The organism is Agrobacterium sp. RC10-4-1, assembly GCF_014138475.1.
GTDB classification, from domain to species: Bacteria; Pseudomonadota; Alphaproteobacteria; order Rhizobiales; family Rhizobiaceae; genus Agrobacterium; species Agrobacterium pusense.
This window is the reverse complement of sequence record NZ_JACJIT010000004.1, coordinates 402,287-424,907: the sequence shown is the minus strand read 5'-3', so window position 1 is coordinate 424,907 and position 22,621 is coordinate 402,287. Positions and strand designations below refer to the sequence as shown.

General features: G+C 59.6%; 18 protein-coding genes, 1 tRNA gene and 1 riboswitch. Of the genes, 9 read left to right on the top strand and 10 right to left on the bottom strand.

What is annotated here, in order from left to right:
* Positions 1 to 5 precede the first annotated feature (5 nt).
* Positions 6 to 575 carry a TadE family protein gene (locus tag FHW77_RS13710; RefSeq protein WP_004442066.1) on the top strand — a complete coding sequence of 190 codons (570 nt, stop codon included), beginning with the start codon at positions 6 to 8 and terminating at the stop codon, positions 573 to 575.
* 39 nt (positions 576 to 614) lie between these two features.
* Here FHW77_RS13710 and trmFO read toward each other — a convergent pair whose 3' ends face one another.
* From trmFO to FHW77_RS13695, 3 genes are all read right to left on the bottom strand, one after another.
* Positions 615 to 2,054: a methylenetetrahydrofolate--tRNA-(uracil(54)-C(5))-methyltransferase (FADH(2)-oxidizing) TrmFO gene (trmFO, locus tag FHW77_RS13705; protein WP_034498950.1), complete on the bottom strand. Its 1,440-nt coding sequence runs from the start codon at positions 2,052 to 2,054 to the stop codon at positions 615 to 617.
* Positions 2,055 to 2,572: 518 nt separating this feature from the next.
* A complete protein-coding gene (locus FHW77_RS13700; protein WP_003495735.1) occupies positions 2,573 to 2,716 on the bottom strand; it encodes a DUF1127 domain-containing protein in 144 nt (47 codons plus the stop codon).
* Positions 2,717 to 3,188: 472 nt separating this feature from the next.
* The gene (locus tag FHW77_RS13695) at positions 3,189 to 3,335 is read right to left on the bottom strand and encodes a DUF1127 domain-containing protein (protein WP_004442060.1); all 147 of its coding nucleotides are present in this window, start codon (positions 3,333 to 3,335) and stop codon (positions 3,189 to 3,191) included.
* A 583-nt stretch (positions 3,336 to 3,918) separates the two neighbouring features.
* On the opposite strand from FHW77_RS13695, the gene FHW77_RS13690 reads away from it, so the two are divergent.
* From FHW77_RS13690 to FHW77_RS13675, 4 genes are all read left to right on the top strand, one after another.
* Positions 3,919 to 4,001, top strand: a tRNA-Leu gene (locus FHW77_RS13690).
* 240 nt (positions 4,002 to 4,241) lie between these two features.
* Entirely contained in the window at positions 4,242 to 5,720 is a 1,479-nt protein-coding gene (tig, locus tag FHW77_RS13685; RefSeq protein WP_004442056.1) for a trigger factor, read from the top strand.
* Between the two features lie 206 nt (positions 5,721 to 5,926).
* Entirely contained in the window at positions 5,927 to 6,463 is a 537-nt protein-coding gene (locus FHW77_RS13680; protein ID WP_004442054.1) for an ATP-binding protein, read from the top strand.
* 247 nt (positions 6,464 to 6,710) lie between these two features.
* Positions 6,711 to 7,358: a hypothetical protein gene (locus tag FHW77_RS13675; RefSeq protein ID WP_004442052.1), complete on the top strand. Its 648-nt coding sequence runs from the start codon at positions 6,711 to 6,713 to the stop codon at positions 7,356 to 7,358.
* A 249-nt stretch (positions 7,359 to 7,607) separates the two neighbouring features.
* On the opposite strand, the gene sthA is transcribed toward FHW77_RS13675, so the two are convergent.
* From sthA to FHW77_RS13660, 3 genes are all read right to left on the bottom strand, one after another.
* Positions 7,608 to 9,011 carry a Si-specific NAD(P)(+) transhydrogenase gene (gene sthA, locus FHW77_RS13670; protein ID WP_004442050.1) on the bottom strand — a complete coding sequence of 468 codons (1,404 nt, stop codon included), beginning with the start codon at positions 9,009 to 9,011 and terminating at the stop codon, positions 7,608 to 7,610.
* A 750-nt stretch (positions 9,012 to 9,761) separates the two neighbouring features.
* Complete coding sequence (locus tag FHW77_RS13665) at positions 9,762 to 10,295, bottom strand: DUF1003 domain-containing protein (RefSeq protein ID WP_004442049.1); 534 nt, start codon at positions 10,293 to 10,295, stop codon at positions 9,762 to 9,764.
* Positions 10,296 to 10,411: 116 nt separating this feature from the next.
* Complete coding sequence (locus FHW77_RS13660) at positions 10,412 to 12,352, bottom strand: LTA synthase family protein (protein WP_034498947.1); 1,941 nt, start codon at positions 12,350 to 12,352, stop codon at positions 10,412 to 10,414.
* Positions 12,353 to 12,579: 227 nt separating this feature from the next.
* On the opposite strand from FHW77_RS13660, the gene FHW77_RS13655 reads away from it, so the two are divergent.
* Entirely contained in the window at positions 12,580 to 14,259 is a 1,680-nt protein-coding gene (locus FHW77_RS13655; protein ID WP_004442045.1) for an NAD+ synthase, read from the top strand.
* A 272-nt stretch (positions 14,260 to 14,531) separates the two neighbouring features.
* Here the strand turns inward: FHW77_RS13655 and FHW77_RS13650 are convergent, their stop codons facing one another.
* Positions 14,532 to 14,909 (bottom strand): bleomycin resistance protein, encoded by a 378-nt coding sequence (locus FHW77_RS13650; protein WP_004442044.1) that lies wholly within the window; start codon positions 14,907 to 14,909, stop codon positions 14,532 to 14,534.
* 192 nt (positions 14,910 to 15,101) lie between these two features.
* Here FHW77_RS13650 and FHW77_RS13645 point away from each other — a divergent pair, with 192 nt between their 5' ends.
* Positions 15,102 to 15,932, top strand: a complete 831-nt coding sequence (locus FHW77_RS13645) for a TolB family protein (protein ID WP_004442042.1) — start codon at positions 15,102 to 15,104, stop codon at positions 15,930 to 15,932.
* A gap of 70 nt (positions 15,933 to 16,002) precedes the next feature.
* Positions 16,003 to 16,185, top strand: a riboswitch (cobalamin riboswitch).
* 136 nt (positions 16,186 to 16,321) lie between these two features.
* The gene (gene bluB, locus FHW77_RS13640) at positions 16,322 to 17,014 is read left to right on the top strand and encodes a 5,6-dimethylbenzimidazole synthase (protein ID WP_092651278.1); all 693 of its coding nucleotides are present in this window, start codon (positions 16,322 to 16,324) and stop codon (positions 17,012 to 17,014) included.
* A gap of 205 nt (positions 17,015 to 17,219) precedes the next feature.
* Here the strand turns inward: bluB and FHW77_RS13635 are convergent, their stop codons facing one another.
* The 3 genes from FHW77_RS13635 to FHW77_RS13625 form a co-directional block, all read right to left on the bottom strand.
* The gene (locus FHW77_RS13635) at positions 17,220 to 18,320 is read right to left on the bottom strand and encodes a DUF2865 domain-containing protein (protein ID WP_034498943.1); all 1,101 of its coding nucleotides are present in this window, start codon (positions 18,318 to 18,320) and stop codon (positions 17,220 to 17,222) included.
* A 150-nt stretch (positions 18,321 to 18,470) separates the two neighbouring features.
* Complete coding sequence (locus FHW77_RS13630) at positions 18,471 to 18,863, bottom strand: VOC family protein (protein WP_004442037.1); 393 nt, start codon at positions 18,861 to 18,863, stop codon at positions 18,471 to 18,473.
* Between the two features lie 122 nt (positions 18,864 to 18,985).
* Positions 18,986 to 21,301, bottom strand: a complete 2,316-nt coding sequence (locus FHW77_RS13625; RefSeq protein ID WP_004442036.1) for an NADP-dependent malic enzyme — start codon at positions 21,299 to 21,301, stop codon at positions 18,986 to 18,988.
* 229 nt (positions 21,302 to 21,530) lie between these two features.
* On the opposite strand from FHW77_RS13625, the gene FHW77_RS13620 reads away from it, so the two are divergent.
* On the top strand, positions 21,531 to 22,370 hold the full coding sequence (locus FHW77_RS13620) for a UDP-2,3-diacylglucosamine diphosphatase (RefSeq protein WP_006697377.1): 840 nt from the start codon (positions 21,531 to 21,533) through the stop codon (positions 22,368 to 22,370).
* Positions 22,371 to 22,621 lie beyond the last annotated feature (251 nt).

Genomic DNA, 22,621 nt, shown 5'->3' with positions numbered 1-22,621 from the left:
TCGGCATGGGTTCACACCGCATCTTCCGGCTCTTCTCCTGCCGATCCGGCGCCGCTGCCGTCGAGATGGGACTTCTGGCGCCGGTCCTCATTCTTTTTCTGGCAGTCATTGTCGAAGTCGGGCGAGGCTGGATCAGTTATGATCGTTTTGTCACCGTGATCGATAATGCGGCCAGATGGTCGGCACGATTTCCGGAGTTCGAGACACGGGTCAGAACCGGTGTGTCCCAATTCGCGATCATCGCGGGCAACGGCATCCTCGCAACGGATAAGCTCAATCTGACTTTGCGAAGCGTTGAGCTGACCGGCGGCACGCCTAAAGAACAATTCAGGCCGTATAATTTCTTTGGATCGGCCGAGGACGTGCGATGGCAAAAGGCAGTGACTGACGGTGGATTTGGCCCCAAGGAAGCGATCATCGTTGTCTCCGGCCGCTACAGCTACCAGCCGCTGTTCTCAATCCTCTTTGGAACGACGATCACCTTCGAGCACGTTGCCGCAGTCAATCCCTTCTTCTCAAGGCATTATCCCTATCAGACCGGCAAATCCGATTTTGGCAAATGGAACGTGATGTAACGACGGCGGTCATGCCAGGTTGCCATGTCTCGGCGTCAGTCAGGTCGCCGCGCCGCCTTTGGGCGTCGCGAGCCACGCTGCACAATCCTTCAACGCCCGCGCCGCGATCAGCTGACGTTTCATGATCGTCTTGTCCTTGCCGCGAAAACGCTTGACGCCTTCTGGCTTGACGATCGAGCCCGGCTCCAGTTCGGGGAAGAGGCCGAAATTGATGTTCATCGGCTGGAAGGAGCGTTTGCCCGGTTCATCATCGGAAGACAGGTGGCCGCCGGTGATGTGGTTGAGCAGCGAACCTAGCGCGGTGGTAGCCGGCGGCAGGCTCGGGGTTTCGCCCTTTTGCTCGGCGGCGGCGAAGCGGCCGGCGAGGAGGCCGACGGAGGCGCTTTCCACATAACCCTCACAACCGGTGATCTGGCCGGCGAAACGCAGGTCCGGCCGGGATTTCAGCTTCAGCGAGGGGTCAAGCAGGGTGGGGGAATCGATATAGGTGTTGCGGTGCAGGCCGCCGAGGCGCGCGAATTCCGCTTTTTCGAGGCCGGGTATCATGCGGAACACATCCGCCTGAACGCCGTATTTCAGCTTCGTCTGGAAACCGACCATGTTGTAGAGCGTGCCGAGCGCATTGTCCTGGCGCAGCTGGACGACGGCATAGGCCTTGACGGTGGGGTTGTGGGCATTGGTGAGGCCCATCGGCTTCATGGGGCCATGTCGCAGCGTTTCGCGTCCGCGCTCGGCCATGATTTCGATCGGCAGGCAGCCGTCGAAATAGGGCGTGCCTTCCCATTCCTTGAAACCGACCGTGTCTCCCGCGATCAGCGCGTCGATGAAGGCGTTATATTGCTGCTCATCCAGGGGGCAGTTGATGTAGTCCTTACCCGTGCCGCCGGGGCCGACCTTGTCGTAACGCGACTGGTACCAGCAGATATCCATGTTGATGCTGTCGCGGTGGACGATCGGGGCGATGGCGTCGAAAAAGGCGAGCGCATCCTCACCCGTCTCGGCCTGGATGGCGGCGGCGAGATCCGGCGAGGTGAGAGGCCCGGTCGCGATGATCGTGTTGCCCCATTCCTTCGGCGGCAGGCCGTTCACCTCTTCGCGGACGATCGTCACCAGTGGGTGACCCTCCAGCGTTTTCGTCACGGCCTCGGAAAATCCGTCGCGGTCAACGGCAAGCGCGCCGCCGGCCGGCACCTGGTGTTTATCGGCGCAGGCCATGATCAGCGAGCCGGCAAGCCGCATTTCCGCATGGATGACACCAACCGCATTGGCCGTCGCATCGTCGGAGCGGAAGGAGTTGGAACAGACCAGTTCCGCCAGCGTATCGCCCTTATGCGCATCCGTGCCACGCACGCCGCGCATTTCGTGCAGGATGACGGGAACGCCGCTCTCCGCAATCTGCCATGCGGCTTCCGAGCCGGCCAGCCCGCCGCCGACGACGTGAATGGGAGAAATGGTCTTGTCTTGCATTTCGGTGTCCATGGGCGGCCGCGGGGCCAAGGCTCCCGTCCGGCGGCCGTCATTCGAGTGAGTGTTCCGCGCGGGTCCTAAAAGGACGCGGCATTGTTTGCCGATGCACTAGCATGCATGGCGGGGGCAGCCAAATGGTTTTGGCGGATGGAGGCTAGTGGACTACGAAGCTCCCGCCGGGATCGAGGAGCAGGCGCGCATTTGAAGCAGGCAGCGGGATGAGGGGGCGAGGTTGGAGATATCAGGGGAGCTAGCCCCCTCATCCCACCCTTCGGGCCACCTTCTCCCCGGCGGGGAGAAGAAACAAGCGGCGATCTCGAACCCGATGTATTTGGCGTAGCGCCCGTATCCGAAATGCCGGCCGGCCCTGTAAAACCGAATGGTGGCTGAAGCCAGGAGTGCATCTTCGAAAAATAGCTGCTTGCAGCGGAAACTCCAGAATCAAAAACGGCGCCAGAGGCGCCGCTTTCTTAACCTGTCGCTCAATCGTCGCGCCCTGGAGGTCGGGCAGCGGGACGATCGTTTACGCCTTAGCGGAACGAACGGGCTGCTACGTTACGGATGTCGTAACGGGTCAGGCCGATGTCGCTCAGAGCCTGGTTGGAGAGGCTGCCGAGTTCGTTGATCGTGCGGCGGTAGGAGATCCAGTTCTTTGCGATGCGGATAGGGTTCATGGTCGTTTCCTCAATCTATCTCTGTTGATTTCGTCTGCCGGCTCAGCGGTTTCTCTGTGCTCTCGGCTGTTGAGGTTTATATATAGACATGAAGCCATGTTGTGCAGTGCAGAATTTAGGCTACTGCCATGCATTTGTGCAGTATGTCGTCTAAATTTGCGGCTTTGGGTATCATATGGGCAAAATATGAGCGGAAATGCCTGCCTTTGAGGCGGCTTTGAGGATATGGCGGCCTTAGATGGCTTTCGAAAGGGCTCTGCGGCGTGAGAGGGCAATCGGAGCAGGCCCGGACATCATCCTGCCGTACGCCAACACTCGGCATCAATGCATTTATCCGTCGGCCCAGCAGGCGGTACAGACGAATTGCTTGGAGTTGGGGCGCCACCCAAAACGAAAAAAGGCCAGAGGCGGAAGCCTCAGGCCTTTTTGGGTAGGTCGTCTCGCATCCGCCGCAGAGCGGCGGGGCGTCCAATTAGAAGCCGACGGCGGTCTTGGCGACGCGGCGGATGTCCTGACGGCCAATGCCGAGGTCATTCAGTTCGCGGTCGGTCATGCGGCCGAGTTCGGTTACGGTCTGACGATACTTGCGCCAGTTGGTGAGCGAGCGTGCAATGTTCATTTTCATCTTCCTCTTCGTGCTGTTCAGTCGCCGCGGCCAGTCTTGGGAGGCTTTGGTCCGGGGCTGAACTCGATGTCTGTATGACCACGAATATAATCGGTTTAATCAAAACAAAAACAGACAAAGCAAGATGCCACCTATGCATTAAACGCAATGCAATCCGGTAAAATGCCCCGATTGCGGCGATTCATGCATAATTTGTGACCAATTTGTGTGCTTTTGATGGAGACATCCGCCTGCAGCCTTGCGGCGGTGCGTGATGCGGCGGCTGCGTGCGGCGGTACCGGCGCCATCATGTGCCCGCCATGCCGTATTATATATAATGTCAATGCAGCCGCGTGTTAGCGTGAAGCGGCCATATGATAGGGGGTCGGTAATCAGGGAGGACGATGGCGCGCTACGCCGCTGTCGTCCCTGTATCCTGGAGGCTTTCGTGTTCCGAAAATCCGTTGGCCGGTCGCGAAAGCGGGCCGGGCCTCCTTCTGCCCAGCCCGGCTGGCAAGAAAAGTCCGGGCGAAACGAAAGGCAGGGGAACGGCGTGCTTGACCCTTTCTGAACATTGTGACATACCGCCGCCCAACGTGCGGGTATGGCGGAATTGGTAGACGCATTGGTTTTAGGTACCAACGCTTCGGCGTGGGAGTTCGAGTCTCTCTACCCGCACCACAAGCAAGGCATGGCTGTGCCACGCTTGCGCCAGAGTGCATCCTTACAGGATGCGGGGAGCTTCGGGGTTCATTTCTCCCCTTTGGTCTTTATTCTCCGGTGCAGGCGTAACGGTGTCCGGCAGGCGCTTGTGTAAGAAATAACGGAAGCCACGGCCGGGGAACGATGTTTCCGGCGCAGTGCTCGAAAGTAAACCAACGGCTGTCTGAGCACCGCCGCCATGATGTGAAGGTTAGGAAAATGCAGGTTATCGAAACGCTCGCTGAAGGGCTGAAGCGCGAACTCAAGGTCGTTATTCCGGCTGCCGACATGAAGGCCCGTCTGGACGAGCGCCTGGTCGACGCCAAGGACAAGGTTCGCATCAACGGTTTCCGTCCCGGCAAGGTGCCGGTTGGCCACCTGAAGAAGATGTACGGCAAGTCCATCATGGCCGACCTCGTCAACGAGCTGGTTCGTGAAAAGCCGTCCGAAATCCTCTCCAGCCGCGGCGAGAAGTCTGCAACGCAGCCTGCGATCTCCATGACCGAAGACGAGCAGGAAGCTGAAAAGATCCTGTCGGCCGAATCCGACTTCGAATTCACCGTTGCCTACGAAATCATTCCGGCCATCGAACTGAAGGCCAATGACGGCATCAAGGTTACCCGCGAAGTTGTGGAAGTGACCGAAGACGAAATCAACGAGCAGATCCTCAAGATCGCCGAAAGCGCCCGCACCTACGAGACCAAGAAGGGCAAGGCCGCTGAAGGCGACCGCGTCACCATGAACTACCTCGGCAAGGTTGACGGCGTTGCCTTCGACGGCGGCGCTGCTGAAGACGCTGAACTGGTTCTCGGTTCGGGCCGCTTCATCCCCGGCTTCGAAGACCAGCTGGTTGGCGTCAAGGCCGGCGACGAAAAGACCATCACCGTGACGTTCCCGGCCGATTACCCGGCGGCGAACCTTGCCGGCAAGGAAGCCAACTTCGACATCACCGTCAAGGAAGTTGCTGCCGCCGCTCCGGTTGAAATCAACGACGAACTGGCCGAAAAGCTTGGCTTGGAATCGGCTGAAAAGCTGAAGGAAATCGTCAAGGGTCAGATCGAAAGCCAGTACGGCAACGTCACCCGTCAGAAGGTCAAGCGCCAGATCCTCGACCAGCTGGACGAGATGTACAAGTTCGACACGCCGGCTGGCCTGGTTGACGCCGAGTTCGACAACATCTGGCGCCAGATCAACACCGATCTCGCTCAGTCCGGCAAGACCTTCGCTGACGAAGACACGACCGAAGAAGAAGCCCGCGAAGAATATCGCAAGCTGGCTGAACGCCGCGTCCGTCTTGGCCTCGTTCTCTCCGAAATCGGCGAAAAGGCCGGCGTCGAAGTGACCGAAGAGGAAATGCAGCGCGCGCTGTTCCAGCAGCTGCAGCAGTTCCCGGGCCAGCAGAAGGAAATCCTCGATTTCTTCCGCAACACCCCCGGCGCTTCCGCTTCGCTGCGCGCTCCGATCTTCGAAGAAAAGGTCATCGATAAGCTGCTCACCGAAATCTCGGTAACGGACAAGACCGTTTCCAAGGAAGAACTGCTGGCTGACGACGGCGAAGAAGCCACGGAAACCAAGAAGAAGGCGCCTGCCAAGAAAAAGGCTGCTGCCAAGGCTGATGACGCCGCTGAAGGCGAAGAAGCCGCTCCGAAGAAGAAGGCTCCGGCCAAGAAGAAGGCCGCTGAAGGCGACGCCGAATAATCTTCTTCAGTGCAAGCTGATTTGAATGGAAGGGCCGTGGCGAAAGCTGCGGCCTTTTTGTTTGGCCGTCTTTTTTGGTGGGGTGCGACAGTCACCCGATCCACAGTCTTCCGACATGGTTATGTCATCCCTGGTTATTATGTTTCCAATCCATGGCCGCCAGTTCATGCGTCACCGGCCAAAGCGGGGGAGTCAATGGAAGCGCCATGGGTGTCAGAAACTACCTGATCGAGGGTGTCTCCGGTGTCGGCAAGACATCGGTTGCAACAGAACTTCAGCGACGCGGCCATCATGTGATCCATGGCGACCGCGAACTTGCATATAAGGGCGACCCTGAAACGGGCGCGGCCCTTGATCCAGCTCTGGAGGGCGATGCGGCGGATATGCGTTTCCGTCACCGGCATCATATATGGGATGTCGAAAAGGTTCGGCGGATTGCCGCCGATCACAGCCAGACGCTCACATTCTTCTGCGGTGGCTCAAGGAATTTTCAGCGTTTTATCGATGTGTTCGCTGAGGTCTTCGTTCTCGATCTCGATAGCGAGACCCTGCGAAGACGATTGATCGAAAGACCCCGGGACGAGTTTGGCGGAGAGCCGGAGGAGCGGGAACTTGTTCTGCAGCTCCATGCGACGAAAGAAGACATTCCCGTTTACGCCACGGTCATCGATTCATCCCGATCTCTAAATGCTGTCGTGGATGATATTCTCGCGCGTTGCGCGTCACCGATTGAAAAAGAGTAGCGACCGGGCGTCCCGCATCCTTGTTCCGATCACAATGCAGTGCAGCATGATTTTTTGCTGCATATGCTCTTGTTCATCTCCCGTTCATCTGGCACCCTGCGCAGCATGATTTGCCTGGTCGTATCAAGCGGCCGTTCGGGCATTGCGCCGCTTGAATGTGGCTTCATCGCAGCCAAACCATTGGCCTTAGCTTTTACCGTGCTTGCCGGTTTCTCCCGGTGCGCCCTTAATTTGCCAGGGGACAAGTATGTCGCTCCGAACGGGTTCTGCCCTTGTATTATTGTTCTTCACCGCAGCCGCGGCCGCCCATGCCGATGAGGCGGGGCTGATCTGGAAGCCGGTCAAGAATTCCGATCGGTCCTATACGGCGCGCATCGGCGCGAAACTGCCGGTCGATACCCCGATCCGGGCCGGGCTGGAAATGGGCATGAACGCCTCAAAGACGGGGCAGGTGGTGGATACGCCGGTGCGGCTGTGGGGTAATGTTACGTTGCTGGCCGAACAGCTGCCGGGCGTCTCGCTTGCGCGGGATGTCGGCGTCATGTTCAACGCCCTGACAGGGTCGAGCAGCGTTTCCATGACCTCGCAGCAGAAGCGTATCGTTACGCCGGAGCTGGATATCGAGGCGAACCGCAATTTCACCGTGCGGTATGACGGCACGGCGCAGCAATGGAACGGGCTCGATGTGTCGCAGTCGCTGCGCCTGTCCCGCTCGGAAACCGGCACGGCCTTCGTGCTGACGGGGGCGAGCCGCAACAGTTTCAACGAGTTCAGCAGCGGTGTCGCGGTGGAACAGAAGCTGGGCGATCACCTGACGGTGCGCGGGACGCTGGATCAGGGTTATGCGGATCATTTCCGGCCGGGGGTAAGTGCGCGGTACAGTATTCGGTGGTGAGGGGGCGGGCTGGCTGTATACTGTTAGTTCGCAGGTGAGAAAGTCTCTTTAGGGGCGAAAACCTTTCCTCCGTCATGCCGGGCTTGACCCGGCATCCAGTGACGGCGAGTCGGCGCTGTGAAAGAGTATTTCGCTATCAAAGACTTGATCGCGCTGGATCCCGGCTCAAGGCCGGGATGGGGATGCTGTGCTTTCTCAGAAGGCCGATTACGGCAACTCCGCCGTCTCAAAAGCCGCCCCCGTGCAACCTCAATCCTTCTTGATCTCACCCATGCGGTTCCACGCATCAAGCCCGGCAATCTTGTAGGCTTCCGCCAGCGTCGGGTAGTTGAACGTATTCTCGACGAAATATTCCACCGTGCCTTTGAGGTTCAGCACCGCCTGGCCGATATGCACCAGTTCGGTGGCACCTTCTCCGACGATGTGGACGCCGAGCAGGCGGCGGGTTTTCAGCGAGAAGATCATCTTCAGGAGGCCGCTGTCGAGACCCATGATGTGGCCGCGGGAGGTCTCGCGAAAATGGGCGATACCGCATTCATAGGGAATGTTGCGTTCGATGACTTCCTCTTCCGTCAGGCCGCAGGTGGAGATCTCCGGCACGGCATAGATGCCATAAGGGAAGAACTGCGGCGGTTCGCCGGCCGGTGCGCCAACGGCATGGCGGGCGGCGATGCGGCCCTGTTCCATGGACGTGGAGGCAAGGCTCGGGAAACCGATGATATCGCCGGCGGCATAGATGTTCGGCACGGACGTCTGGAAGGTTTCAGGATCGACTTTCAGGCGACCCCGGCTGTCGGCTTCCAGCCCGCAGGCCGAAAGGTTGAGCGTGTCGGTGGCGCCGACACGGCCGGCGGCGAAGAGGACGGTCTCGGCCTTCAGAACGCGGCCATTGCCGAGCGAGACGAGGCACTTGCCGCTCTCGTCGCGCTCCACCTTTTCCGCCTTCTGCCCGAAGATCAGCTTCATGTTGCGGTCGCGCAGCTGATAGGCGAAATCCTCGACGATTTCCTTGTCGATGAATTCGAGCATGGTTTCGCGCGGTTCCACCACCGTCACCTGCGTATCGAGCGCGCTGAAGATGGTGGCATATTCGATGCCGATGACGCCCGCGCCAACCACGATCATGGAGCGCGGCAGTTCCTTGATTTCGAGAATCTCGTCCGAATCGAGCACCGCTTCGCCATCGAAGGGAATATGCGGCGGCCGGTAGGGGCGGGTGCCGATGGTCAACAGAATGGAAGTGCCGGTGACATTCATGATCTCACCGTCGTTCTTCACCACCTTCATGGTGTTGGCGTCAACGAAGCTTGCCGTGCCGCGAATGTGCTGCACGCGGTTGCGGGCGAACTGGTGTTCCAGCACTTCCACTTCGTGATCCAGGGTGATGAGCAGGCGGCGGCGAAGGTCCTCGGCGTCGATCTCCTGCTTGACGCGATAGGAGCGACCGTAAAAACCGCGCTCGCGCCAGCCGGTGAGATTGAGCGCCGTTTCGCGCAGGGTCTTGGAAGGGATGGTGCCGGTATGCACCGAAACGCCGCCGACGCGGCTGCCTTTCTCGATGACCAGAACCTTCTTTTCGAGCTTGGCGGCCTGAATGGCGGCCCGTCTTCCCGCCGGACCGCTGCCGACAACAATCAGATCGAACTGGTGCATGAAAAACCCCGGAATAGAATGCATTTCGATACCGGATGTCGCATCCGGCATGGCGTCGCCGCGAAATGGTCGTGATGCCATTTTGACGATGGGGAGTGATTCCCCCCGTTTGCCTTGCCCGCTAGAGTGCAATGCAACAAACGCCTGCGTCAATCTGTAGCGCAAGAATCTGACGGATTCGTAACTGGGTGGGGATTTTCGGCGCGGGGGTCCGTTTGCATCTGTCGTAGGGTGCGTATGGCTTTACCCCCCTCTGCCCTGCCGGGCATCTCCCCCTCAAGGGGGGAGATCGACATGCGGCTAGGTTTCGGCCATCTCAATGTCGAGGGTAAAGTGGCGAAAGGGCCTCTGGCCGATCTCCCCCCTTGAGGGGGAGATGCCCGGCAGGGCAGAGGGGGGTAAAACCTCACGCACCCCCGCTCCGCTGTACTCCAAAACCCCAACAGCTTCATCCCGCACGGCACTGCCGAACGGGTGATCGCTAGAGAGGTCGGGCGATTGCCCGGCTGCGCCTCGGATGGGTTTGGTGTGGGTCGGATGCGTTGCGCAGCCGGGTCTTTCACCATGCCGTATCTCGCAAGGGCCGTGCACGGCGCGTTGCGAAATGGTCCTTTCCACGAACGTTGCCAGCGTTCCACCACCAGGACCGTCCTTTGGTTTCCGCCACGTCTGGCGTCCACCCGGCAGGACTGCGACCAATATAACAGCCTGTCGCGGAGCGGGGAAAAGCGGGGGTGAATTTTTCCGGTGTCAGTCTTCCCTGCGGGTGACGTGGCGGTGAAGTGCTGCAAGGTCCTGCCGCAGCGCAGCCAGTTCGGCCAGCACTTTCACATCGATCTTTTCATGCAGTGAAAGCACTTCCAGTTCTGCCTTCAGATTCACCTCATAATCCTTGGCGGCCTCGAAGCGGTCGCGGGCGGCCTGACGATTCTGCGACATCATGATGATCGGCGCCTGAATGGCCGCCAGCATGGAAAGAAGCAGATTGAGGAAGATGAAGGGGTAGGGATCGAAAGCGCGGGTGGTCAGTACGATGGTGTTGATGATAGCCCAGAAAATCAGGAAAAAGCAGAAGCCGAGGATGAAACTCCAGGAACCGCCGACCCTGGCGATCTTGTCTGCCAGCCTGTCGCCGAAACTGGCGCCGGCGGAAAATTCCGCATTAATATCGCTCGAAACCAGCTTTTTCTGGTGCGCCAGCTCGAGAATGCGCCGTTCCACCTCGCCGATTTCACGAGAGGAGCGCTTGAAATGAGAGACGATATAGTCGGAGATATCTGACACGGGCGTGTCTCCGGTTCTGATTGGCGGTGCGGAGCTTTCCCGAGATAAACCCGCATGATGGCGGAATTCAAACGTTTTCCGCCACCATGCGTTCAGGCGTCCCTCGCCGAAATTCATTACACCGACGGCGCGTCCTCATGCAGCCAATTGAAGCCGGGGAAAAAGCGCTCTTTTCCATATTGCTTGCCGAACATCATGTCGAATTGCAGCAGGCGATAATTGCGCACCACGTCAGGGACCGCGTTCGGCGCGATCGACCAGTCGGGCAGGGCATCGCCACCGGCCGTCACCAGCATGTGCCGGTCGATCACGGAAAAGGCCTGCTGAACTTCACCCAGCGTGCCGGTATAGAAAGGATCGGAAAAGCCTGCGGTCTTCAGCACGTGATAGGGCAAAAGCGCCGGGCTGATGGTGCCGATATTCTTACGCACGCCCTTCTTCGAAGACCACACGACGAGCGGCGTCTCGTGCTCCTTCTTCATCACCTCAAGCGGTGCGCGGCGGCTTGCCACCATGCCCGGCATATAGCCGCTTTCCACGAAGGTCTGGCCGAGCGGCGGCAGATGATCGCCGAAGAGGACGATGATGGTCTCACGATCGCGCTTCTTTGCCCAGCGCATCAGCTTCAGCAGCGCTTCGTCCGCTTCCACCACCCCTTGAGAATAGGTGGCGAGCGCCTGCGAGGCCGAAGCCGAGAGTTCGCCCTCAATGCCGATGGTGTTTTCGGCGTAACGGTTTGTCTCATAGGGGCCATGTCCCTGCAGGGTGACGGCAAAGAGGAAAAGCGGGTTCTGCGTCCGGTCCGCCGTCTCCATGATCTCTTCCATCAGCGCGTCGTCGGAGGCAAAATTGCCGCGTTTTTCCATGGCCGGCAGCGTCTCTTCGGAGCGGAATTCCTCGAAGCCGAAATTTTTATAGACCTGCTTGCGGTTCCAGAACCATTCCTGGAACGGATGAACTGCGATGGCGGAATAACCTTCGCCGCGGAAGAAGCTGGCGAGCGAGGGCACCGGGCGGCGGATATATTGCTGGTAGGGAATGCTGCCATAGGGCAGGAAGGCGTTCGAAAAGCCGGTCAAGGCCTCGAATTCCACATTTGCCGTCATGCCGCCGAACTCGGGCGAAAACACGTTGCCGGACTGTTTGGCGCGGATGGTCGGCATGGGATCGGCCGAGAGATTCACGTTTTCAAGCCGGGTCGGATCCCACAGGGATTCACTCATCAGCATGATGACGTCAGGGTAATCACCCTTGTTGGCGGCGAAAGATGCCGGTTCCGAGGTGAGATCGGCGATGCTGTTTTCGCCGTAACCCTCCGGCGCCGAGACATTGGCCATGGGAATATTGAAGGCGAAGGCCATCAGGAAGCCGTTGTGGCGGTAGTTTTCCTGCTGATCCCACATCATGGGGATGATGTTGAGGCGATCGCGCACCCAGGAATAATGCGAATAGTCCATCAGCGAGGCGAGGCTGGCGAGAAGCGGCAGCGCCAGCGCAAGGCCGGCGGCGCGCTCACGCCAGCGCAACACCGGCGAATGACGGTGCGCCAGCAGCCAGAGAGCCGTGAGAGAGGCAATTGCGGCGCTGAGGCCGAGACCCACCAGCATCGCCGTAAACGGCTGCGCCTTCAGCATGGTTGGCAAAAGTTCGAGAATCTGCCGCCCGAACAACAGGTCTGAGGGATAAAGCGGATCGGAAAGATAGGTCTGTTTCTGCGCTGAGATCAGCCCCACCAGTGCGCAGAGCGGCGCGACCGCTATCAGCGAAAGATAACGCCGGCCGAGGATCGAATCCAGCGCGACGAGAAGGGCGAACACGGCGGCAATGGTTGTCATGCCCGGACGCGCGGAGGAGGTGATGAAAGTGCCGACATCCTGAAGCGAGCCGCGGACGACCCATTCCAACGCCACGACCAGCACGACGGACGCGACCGTCAGGTTGGCAAGCGTGTAGGCCGTGCCCGAAAGCTTCGAAAGGCTCCTTGTCCATGCAGGCGAAAAGACAAAACCAGCCTTTTCGGAAGCCGTTGTTTTTGGCGCCGAATCTCTCAAACCCATACTCCGGTATTTCAGGCGCCAGCGCCGATCCGGGGAGGTGAATCGGGTGTCGCAAAAGTGTCATGTAACTGTCACATAAGCGCGATGAACGCGACATGAACTTTATGGGATGTGCATATAAGCGCGATAACCTTCGCGTGAGGGCGGCTGTGTCGAGAAGCGCACGAATGAATGCAAGTGGGAATTGCTGCGTTGCGGAGCGATCACGGGCGCGGTATTGAAGGGTTATGAGCGACAGACACGATATAGAGAACCATCTCCGGATTGCCGTCGGGCAGTTCAATCCCACCGTTGGCGACGTGGCGGGCAATCTCGCCAAGGCGCGTGAGGCAAGGGCCGATGCGGCAACGCAGGGCGCCGATCTTCTGCTTCTCACCGAACTCTTCATTTCAGGCTATCCGCCAGAGGATCTGGTACTGAAACCTGCTTTTTTGAAAGCATGTCTGAAAGCGGTGGAAGAACTGGCGGCGGAAACCGCCGATGGCGGGCCGGGTATCGTTATCGGTTTTCCGCGACAGGGCGAGACGGGTCGGCACAATTCCGTGGCGCTTCTCGATGGCGGCAAGATCATTGCGCTGCGCGACAAGATCGACCTGCCGAATTACGGCGAGTTTGACGAAAAGCGTGTTTTCTCCGAAGGGTCGATTTCCGGGCCCTATAATTTCCGCGGCGTGAGGATCGGCATTCCGATCTGCGAGGAAATCTGGAACGACATGGGCGTCTGCGAGACGCTTGCCGAAAGCGGCGCGGAAATCCTGCTGGTGCCGAACGGCTCGCCCTATTACCGCGGCAAGCTGGACGTGCGCCATCAGGTGGCACTCCGGCAGGTGATCGAAAGCGGCCTACCGCTGGTTTTCGCCAACCAGCTGGGCGGGCAGGACGAGCTGGTGTTCGACGGTGCGAGCTTTGGCTTCAATGCCGACAAGACGCTCGCCTTCCAGATGAGCCAGTTCGAAGCCACGCTTGCCGTCACCGACTGGAAACGCACAGCGGATGGCTGGCGCTGCGAAAGCGGGCCATTTTCCAAGATTCCCGAGGGTGAGGAGGCGGATTACCGCGCCTGCATGCTGGGCTTTCGCGATTACGTCAACAAGAACGGTTTCAAGAGCGTGGTTCTCGGCCTTTCCGGCGGCATCGATTCGGCGATCTGCGCCGCCCTTGCCGTCGATGCGCTGGGCGAGGAGCGGGTACGCTGCATCATGCTGCCTTACCGCTATACTTCGGAAGAATCGCTGAAGGACGCCGCCGATTGTGCGAAAGCGCTCGGCTGCCGTTACGATATCGTGCCGATCGTGGAGCCGGTGGAAGGTTTCCTGTCTGCGCTGTCAGAACTTTTCGAGGGCACGGAAGAGGGCATTACCGAAGAAAACCTGCAGAGCCGCACGCGCGGCACCATCCTGATGGCCGTTTCCAACAAGTTCGGATCCATGGTGGTGACGACGGGCAACAAGTCGGAGATGTCGGTGGGTTACGCGACGCTTTATGGCGACATGAATGGTGGTTTCAACCCCATCAAGGACCTCTACAAGATGCAGGTCTATGCCATTTCCGCCTGGCGCAACGCCCATGTGCCGCCGGGCGCGCTTGGCCCTTCCGGCGAAGTGATCCCCGCCAACATTATCGCCAAGGCTCCATCGGCCGAATTGCGCCCCAACCAGACCGACCAGGATTCGCTGCCGCCTTATCCCGTGCTGGACGATATTCTTGAGTGCCTTGTCGAGAAGGAAATGTCGGTCGAGGAAATTCTGGCGCGCGGCCATGATGTGGCGACCGTGCACCGGGTGGAGCATCTGCTTTACCTCGCCGAATATAAACGCCGGCAATCGGCGCCGGGTGTGAAGATCACCAAGAAGAACTTTGGGCGGGACCGGCGTTATCCGATCACCAACCGGTTCCGTGATCGGTAGGGCGTTTTGGGAAGGCGCGTTTAACGCCGTCCCTGCTTAATGAATTGGGCAAGCGCATTGTGAGGCGGTGCGGCATATTTCTTCTCCCCGCCGGGGAGAAGGTGGCCCAAAGGGTCGGATGAGGGGGCAACCCCTCCGTATATCACGAAGCTTGCTTGCCCCCTCATCCCGCTGCCGCGGACTTCTCCCCCTCGGGGAGAAGAAACAAGTGTCATGGGCTCGATCCACAGCGGAGCGTCTTGATTGGCGCGGAAAACTCCGCGCCGCTCACCTCAAATAACCTGCCCCACATCGATACGATTGCCGTCAGGGTCTTCAAACACAAAGGCCCTCAGACCATAATCCTTGTCCTGCAGCCCTTTGATGATGCGCAGCCCATGGCTTTTGCAAACCGCATGCAGCGCATCGACATCGCTCACCATCATATGCGCCACGTTGAAAGGAGCTGCCCTATGGGCCGGCTGCAATGTCAGGTGCAGCTCGGCATTGCCCTGTTTCAGGATCATGAAGCCGACAGGGTTGCCGTTTTCGAAGGTCTTTTCGAAACCGAGCACGCCGACGTAAAAATCACGGGCCTTTTCGATATTTCTGACAGGAAGCATTGCGGCGATCCGCCCGAAGCGGATGCCGTGATCGGCGATGGTATTCATCGCGGAACCTCTGATCTGGGAGAAACGGGGCGGGCCGCGGACGGTGCCGGGGCGCTGGCGTTTTTTCCGGTTTGAATTTGCAGGACGGTGCCTGCCGCCCTAGGATCATAATCAAGGCGATGGTGGATGCAAACGGAATGTCTGCGTCACCAAGCGCTATGAATGAGACCACGGACCCGCCCGGGAGGCAGAATGCGCAGCTCCATCGAAATCTTCAACATCCGTACCCGGCAGATGCGGGTGGTGTGGCAGACGCCCGATCTTTTCGAAGCGCCGAACTGGTCGCCGGATGGACAATATCTGCTGTTGAACAGCGATGGGCTGCTTTATCGCCTGTCCCTTTCCGGTGACGCGTCGCCACAAAAGGTCGATACGGGTTTCGCAATCCAGTGCAACAATGACCACGGCATTTCGCCCGACGGTTCGCTTTACGCCATTTCAGACAAGGTGGAATTCGGCAAGAGCGCCATCTATCTCCTGTCCGCGGCGGGCGGCACGCCGCGGCTGATGACGGAGAACCTTCCTTCCTACTGGCACGGCTGGTCACCGGATGGGAAAAGCTTCGCCTATTGCGGCATTCGCGATCAGATTTTCGATATCTATTCCATGGACATAGACAGCGGCGTTGAAACACGCCTTACCCATGGTGAGGGCCGCAATGACGGGCCGGATTATTCGCCTGACGGCGCCTGGATCTATTTCAATTCCAGCCGCACCGGACGGATGCAAATCTGGCGGGTGCGGGTGGATGGCTCAGCGGTGGAGCGCATCACCGACAGCTCCTATGGCGATTGGTTTCCGCACCCGTCACCAAGGGGGGACAAGGTTGTCTTCATTTCCTATGACGGCGACGTGTTCGATCATCCCCGCGATCTCGACGTGCGGGTGCGGCTGATGGATATGGATGGCGGCAATGTCGAAACGCTTTTCGAGCTGTTTGGCGGGCAGGGCACGATGAACTCTCCCAACTGGTCACCTGATGGCGACGAGTTCGCTTATGTCAGATATTTCCCGGTGGAGTGATGAAGGTAAGGTGCGGCAGGCCACATTGCCGCACCACCTGCACCGCACTTGTGTTCGCAAGCTTTTTTGCCCATAGCTTCACCCGTCAGGTGCCCGCCCTTCGGCGGGAGAATCGGGAATCCGGTGAAAAACCGGAACGTGCCCAACGCTGTGAGGCGGATGCTCTGTTTCTCATGCCACTGGAGCAATTCGGGAAGGCGAAACGGGGCGGATGAAGCTTAGTCAGAAGACCGGCCTGGCAGGATGGACCGAACCGCGCGGACGGCGGCAGGTCGCTGGAAAAGCGCGTCGTCGCTGCAAACCTCCCATGGTTTCGGCACCGGCCCGCCCCGCATTGTTAGGGATAAACGATGCCGACCGAACCGCCCGTCACCATGTCGCCCGTCACCATGCCGCCCGACTCCAACCCGTTCGATCACGCGCTTTCGCCCGCCCGCCCGTTTTCCGGCGAGGAGCGTGAGGCCGTCTATCGTGCCATCGAAACCCGCCGCGATGTGCGCGACCAGTTCCTGCCGGACCCGCTGCCGGATGATCTCATCGAGCGCCTTTTGAGGGCGGCGCATTCGGCGCCATCGGTCGGTTTCATGCAGCCGTGGAACTTCACCCTCGTCACCGATGGCGCCGTGCGCCAGGCGGCATGGGTGGCCTTCAGCCGCGCCAATGAAGAGGCGGCGGCGATGTTTACGGGTGAAAAGCAGGCGCTTTATCGCAGCCTGAAGCTCGAAGGCATCCGCAAGGCGCCGCTCAGCATCTGCGTGACCTGCGATCCGACACGGGGTGGCAAGGTGGTGCTGGGTCGCACCCATAATGCACGCACGGATGTCTATTCCACCGTCTGCGCCATCCAGAACCTCTGGCTCGCGGCCCGCGCCGAAGGCGTCGGCGTCGGCTGGGTCAGCATTTTCCACGACAGCGATATCAGGGCCATTCTGGATATCCCCGATCATATCGAGATTGTCGCCTGGCTGTGCCTCGGTCGTGTCGATACGCTTTATACCGAACCGGAACTGGCGGTGAAGGGCTGGCGGCAGCGCGTGCCGCTGGAAGAGCTTGTGTTTCGTAACCGCTGGGGTGGGGTGTAGACCCGGAGGCCTGCGAACAGGGCGGGACGTTGCCGCGCATTTCTTCTCCTCGCCGGGGAGAAAGTGGCCCGAAGGGTCGGATAAGGGGGTAACGGCGGAGATTTTCGGAGAGCTTGCCCCCTCATCCTGCTGCCGCGGACTTCTCCCCGCCGGGGAGAAGAAACAAGGGGCACGCGCTCGCACCATTCCGCGTGCAGAAGAGATTTCACTGCTGTGGCTGGATACCCTTCAGCGCCGGGTTCTTCAGGTCGATCTTGCCGGTCTGGTCCGGCAGGAATTTGGGGCCGATGACGCGCACCTTGGTGTCGTTCGGGTCATAGTCGCGCTCGGGAACGGGTTGCTCCGGCGGCTTTGCGGCCTGCTGCTCGGCGGGCTTCGGGGCCTTGTCACCTTGCGGCGATGGAATGGTGGTGATGCTGGAATAGGGCTTTTCGGCTTCCGGCCGGGACGCCTCTTCCTGCTTTTGCATCTCCTCGTGATAGGCGGCCATGTTGCAGGCGCAGCCGGGCGCTTTCCTTGAGGCATTGCGATAGGCGAAGGCGGTCGGCAGGTCCTTGTAGGGTTTGCCGGTTTCAGCGGACACCATATCTGCTGTTTCCTGATCCGTCATGGAGTGGAAATAGAGCTCCGTCTCGGTTCCCGGGCACATTTTCTGGCACTGCTCGGCCTGGGCGCGGAAATCGAGTGGCGAGGCGTTGGAGGCGATTGGGAAGAATGAGCCGTCGCAGGTGCGCACGCAGAGTGTGCGAAGCCCGCCCTCCGCGGCGGCGTTGGGGTAAGGGGAAAGGCCCGCCTGTCCCGGCTCACCGCCATTCTGCCTGAAGGCATCGGGATAACGCGTCACATCGGGTGCAGGCGATGCTTGACGGTTCATCTCCTCAGCGGGGGTGCAGCCATTGGCATCGAGGGCGGCAAGAATGCGCTCGCGCCTGGTATCGCCGTCGTCGCTCCTCGCCGCCGCCATGGCGTCGTCGCGATCGCGGATGATCGCGTCGCGTTCGGCCTCGGCATCCACAAGCGCATCGCCGATCTCGGCGCAGAGCCCGGCATTGGGATTGCCATAAACGATGACGCTGCCGGACGAGCAGCCATAGCTGCGCATGTCGTTCCTGATCTTGCGGATGACGATGTTCTGGTGGGCAAGCGCATTGGCATAGCGCCGCACCTCGGCCGTGTTGCCGATGACACGGGGTGGTTCTCGCAACTGTTGATAAAGCGTATCGCACACCTGATCCGCAAGAGCGGCGGCAGGAGCAATGAAAACAAGGGGAAGCAGAAGGCCGATGATGCGGCTGCGCCGGGTCAATTGTGCGATCCGTTTGATGTCCCCGGCCGGTGGCAGGGGTGTTATGCTTCAGGAAATCCGTGTTTCAGGAAGATAACATAAGCTGTTGCCGCAATGCGGCAACAGCATGTTCAAAACTGCGTTAACGCCGACCGCGTGTCGCTTTTCCACCTATTCGGCGGACACGAATTCGACCTTGATCCTGTCAGGGTCTTCAACGAACAGCGCGTAATAATTTTTATCGCCGTTCGCATAGGGGTATCGGTCGTCATAGAGAACCGAAACATGGTTTTGGGCGCAATGCATCTTGAGTTCGTCCACCACGCCGCGAGACGCGACCTGAAACGCGAGATGATTGAGCCCAACGCCGCAACGATGATAATCGCGTTCACGATGCTTTTTCTCCACCTGTACGAAGGTCAGGTAGGCATCCTTGTCATTTGCGATAGTAAAGCCGCTTTCCCAACGGGAGGCTACATCGTAGCCAATCTTTTGCAGAATGCTTGACCAGAACTGAAACGATTTTTCGATATCTGAAACATATATCTCAACGTGATCAAGCATATCTTTCGCTCATAAATAATAAAATAAAATATTAAATCTAAAAATCTGTATTATTTTCTATACTCGCAAATAAAAAGCCGCACGTCAATGCGCGCGGCTTTCTGGATCAATTTAGCGGGGTGTTAGACCGAAGGGTGCGAGGCCTGCACCACGGCAAAGGCCGCCATGTTGACGACGCCGCGCGAGGTGACGCTGGGCGACAGGATATGGGCGGGCAGGGCCGTGCCGAGCAGGATCGGGCCGACATGCAGGCCTTCCGTCAAGGTGCGGGTGACGCCCAGCGTGATGTTGGCCGCATCGAGGTTCGGGAAGACCAGCAGGTTTGCTTCGCCGGTCAGCACGCTGTTGGGCATGGCGCGTTTGCGCAGCGCTTCTGACAGGGCCGAGCCGCCCTGCATTTCGCCGTCCACTTCCAGTTCGGGTGCAGCCTCCTGCACGATCTTCAGCGCGCGGCGCATCTTGCGGGCGCTTTCGGAATCGCGCGAGCCGAAATTGGAATGGCTGGCGAGCGCGATTTTCGGCGTGATGCCGAAGCGGCGGATTTCCTTCGCGGCGAGAATGGCCATTTCGGCCACTTCTTCCGATGTCGGGTCGTTGTTGACGAAGGTATCGGTGAGGAACAGCGCACCCTGCTGGGTGATGAGCAGGCTGAGGCCGGCGAAGGAGCGCACGCCGTCCTGCTTGCCGATGATCTGGTTCACGTCGCGCAGATGGCGGTCGTAACGGCCTTCGAGGCCGCAGATCAGCGCATCGGCTTCGCCACGCTTGACCGACAGCGCACCGATGACAGTGGTGTTGGTGCGCACGATGGTACGTGCCGCTTCCGGGTTGATGCCGGCGCGGCCGACCAGGGCGAAATAATCATCCACATAGTCGCGGTAACGCGGATCGTCTTCCGGGTTCACCACGGCGAAATCCGTATGCGGGCGGATGCGCAGACCGAAACGCTTGAGGCGCGTTTCGATGATCTGCGGACGGCCGATGAGGATCGGGATGCCGGTGCCTTCTTCCAAGAGCACCTGGGCGGCGCGCAGCACGCGCTCGTCTTCGCCTTCGGCAAAGATGATGCGCTTCTTTTCGGCGGCCTTTGCGGCGTTGAACACAGGCTTCATGATGAAACCCGAGCGCCAGACGAAGCGGTTCAGCTGGTCGAGATAGGCTTCGAAATCGGTGATCGGCCGGGCGGCAACGCCGCTTGCGGCGGCAGCACGGGCAACGGCCGGGGCAATGCGCAGGATAAGGCGCGGATCGAAGGGCGAGGGGATGAGGTAGGTCGGGCCGAAGATCGGCGTTTCGCCGCTGTAAGCCTTGGCGGCCACTTCGGAAACTTCCTCACGCGCGAGTTCCGCGATGGCCTGCACGGCGGCCATCTTCATTTCCTCGTTGATCGTCGTCGCGCCGCAATCGAGCGCGCCGCGGAAGATATAGGGGAAGCAGAGCACGTTGTTGACCTGGTTCGGGAAATCCGAACGGCCGGTGCAGATCATCGCGTCCGGGCGGGCGGCACGCGCCTCTTCCGGCATGATTTCTGGCTTGGGGTTGGCAAGCGCGAGGATCAGCGGGTTCTCCGCCATGCGCTCCAGCAGTTCCGGCTTCAGAACGCCTGCCGCCGACAGGCCGAGGAAGACATCGGCGCCGTCGATCGTTTCGGCCAGCACGCGCTTGTCGGTCTTCTGGGCGTAAACTTCCTTCCACTCGTCCATCAGCGTATTGCGGCCGTCATAAACGAGGCCCTCGATGTCGTGGACCCAGATGTTTTCTTTCTTCGCGCCCATCGCAACGAGGAGGTTGAGGCAGGCAAGGGCTGCCGCACCGGCGCCCGAGGCAACGATCTTGACGCTGGACAGGGACTTTCCGGCCAGTTCCAGAGCGTTGGTGACAGCGGCGGCGACGATGATCGCGGTGCCGTGCTGGTCGTCGTGGAAGACGGGAATGTTCATCTTCTCGCGCAGCTGGCGCTCCACCTCGAAACACTCCGGCGCCTTGATGTCTTCAAGGTTGATGCCGCCGAAGGTGGGTTCCAGCGCCGCGATGGTGGAAACCATGTCGTTAATGCCGGGCGCGTCGATCTCGATATCGAACACGTCGATACCGGCGAATTTCTTGAAAAGGACGGCCTTGCCTTCCATCACAGGCTTGGAGGCGAGCGGGCCGATATTGCCGAGGCCAAGCACGGCCGTGCCGTTGGAGATGACGGCGACGAGATTGGCGCGGGCGGTGTAATCCGCCGCCATTTCCGGATTTTCATGGATGGCGAGGCAGGGTGCGGCGACACCCGGCGAATAGGCGAGCGCCAGATCGCGCTGGTTGCCGAGCGGCTTGGTGGCCTGGATCTCCAGCTTGCCGGGGCGCGGATAGCGGTGGAAAAAGAGCGCCTGTTCTTCGATGTCGGCCTTTGCCGTGTTGGCGGGCGTGTTGTTCTTATCGTGAGAGGTCATGTCTTCCACCGTCGTATCTGGTTTTATTTCGGACCCCTGAATACAACAAACTTCCCCGTGGTACAGCCGTTATTTACGGGCGTCTCATGCAAATGCGGCCACGGCTTATTCGCGTTTTCGTGAAGCGTTTCGTCATATTCCCTGCAAAAAACGGCCGCTGTCATGTTGCTGAAACACGAGTCTGGTTCAGAGAGGGAAGAAAGCCGCAGGGACGCAACCGAACAGGGGGATGAAATCCGTGGCCGGTCAAATCGAAACCAGACAGTTCAGAACGCTTTTCATTTCGGATGTTCATCTTGGTTCCAAGGCGGCCAAGACTGACTATCTGCTGGACTTCCTCAGACATCACGAGGCCGAAACGATCATTCTCGTCGGTGACATCGTCGACGGCTGGCGCCTGCGCCGCAGCTGGTACTGGCCGCAGGGTTGCAACGACGTGGTGCAAAAGCTGCTGCGCAAGGCCCGCAAGGGAACCCGCATCGTGTATATTCCCGGCAATCACGATGAATTCCTGCGGGAGTTCCCCGGCATGCATTTCGGCGGCATCGAAGTGGCCGAACGCATGATCCATGAGGCGGCCGACGGCAGGAAATATCTCATCATCCATGGCGACGAGTTCGACGTGGTGGTGCGCAACGCCCGCCTGCTCGCCTATCTCGGCGACTGGGCCTATGACGCAGCAATCGCCATCAATATCGCCATCGCCGCCGTACGCCGCCGCATCGGCCTGCCTTACTGGTCGTTTTCGGCCTGGGCCAAGCTGCAGGTGAAACACGCCGTCAACTTCATCGGTGAATTCCAGCGTGTGGTGGCGGATGAAGCCCGGCGCAACAATGTCGACGGCGTGATCTGTGGCCATATTCACCACGCCGTCATGGAAGACATGGACGGCATACGTTACATCAACACCGGCGACTGGGTGGAAAGCTGCACGGCGATTGCCGAGAACGCCGATGGCAGCTTCGAGCTGATCACCTGGATGCAGACGAGCGAAGTGGTCGCCGAGCAGACATCGGACGAAATGGAGCCGGTGAATATTCCGGGGCTGATTGGCAAGCACGCGGCGTGATTGGAGCGTTTGACGGGCGCTGATGGTAGGCTCACCTGTAAACGAGTGTTGGTTGAAATTGTAGCATCCGCATACCGTCATCCCGGCCCTGAGCCGGGATCCAGTGCGATCAAGTCTTTGATCGCGTAAGACTTATTTCTCACGGCGCAGACGCGCCGTGGCTGGATGCCGGATCAGGTCCGGCATGACGGAGGTGAGGCTTTAGAGGCTTCTCAGTAACCTTCCGGTGACGCACCGGAGAGAGGGTGCGA

Bases quoted from the DNA above. Each gene is read 5' to 3' on its own strand.
- FHW77_RS13710 (WP_004442066.1), top strand. From the start codon at position 6: ATGGGTTCACACCGCATCTTCCGGCTCTTCTCCTGCCGATCCGGCGCC.
- trmFO (WP_034498950.1), bottom strand. From the start codon at position 2,054: ATGGACACCGAAATGCAAGACAAGACCATTTCTCCCATTCACGTCGTC.
- FHW77_RS13700 (WP_003495735.1), bottom strand. From the start codon at position 2,716: ATGAACCCTATCCGCATCGCAAAGAACTGGATCTCCTACCGCCGCACG.
- FHW77_RS13695 (WP_004442060.1), bottom strand. From the start codon at position 3,335: ATGAACATTGCACGCTCGCTCACCAACTGGCGCAAGTATCGTCAGACC.
- tig (WP_004442056.1), top strand. From the start codon at position 4,242: ATGCAGGTTATCGAAACGCTCGCTGAAGGGCTGAAGCGCGAACTCAAG.
- FHW77_RS13680 (WP_004442054.1), top strand. From the start codon at position 5,927: ATGGGTGTCAGAAACTACCTGATCGAGGGTGTCTCCGGTGTCGGCAAG.
- FHW77_RS13675 (WP_004442052.1), top strand. From the start codon at position 6,711: ATGTCGCTCCGAACGGGTTCTGCCCTTGTATTATTGTTCTTCACCGCA.
- sthA (WP_004442050.1), bottom strand. From the start codon at position 9,011: ATGCACCAGTTCGATCTGATTGTTGTCGGCAGCGGTCCGGCGGGAAGA.
- FHW77_RS13660 (WP_034498947.1), bottom strand. From the start codon at position 12,352: ATGGGTTTGAGAGATTCGGCGCCAAAAACAACGGCTTCCGAAAAGGCT.
- FHW77_RS13655 (WP_004442045.1), top strand. From the start codon at position 12,580: ATGAGCGACAGACACGATATAGAGAACCATCTCCGGATTGCCGTCGGG.
- FHW77_RS13650 (WP_004442044.1), bottom strand. From the start codon at position 14,909: ATGAATACCATCGCCGATCACGGCATCCGCTTCGGGCGGATCGCCGCA.
- FHW77_RS13645 (WP_004442042.1), top strand. From the start codon at position 15,102: ATGCGCAGCTCCATCGAAATCTTCAACATCCGTACCCGGCAGATGCGG.
- bluB (WP_092651278.1), top strand. From the start codon at position 16,322: ATGCCGCCCGACTCCAACCCGTTCGATCACGCGCTTTCGCCCGCCCGC.
- FHW77_RS13630 (WP_004442037.1), bottom strand. From the start codon at position 18,863: ATGCTTGATCACGTTGAGATATATGTTTCAGATATCGAAAAATCGTTT.
- FHW77_RS13625 (WP_004442036.1), bottom strand. From the start codon at position 21,301: ATGACCTCTCACGATAAGAACAACACGCCCGCCAACACGGCAAAGGCC.
- FHW77_RS13620 (WP_006697377.1), top strand. From the start codon at position 21,531: ATGAAATCCGTGGCCGGTCAAATCGAAACCAGACAGTTCAGAACGCTT.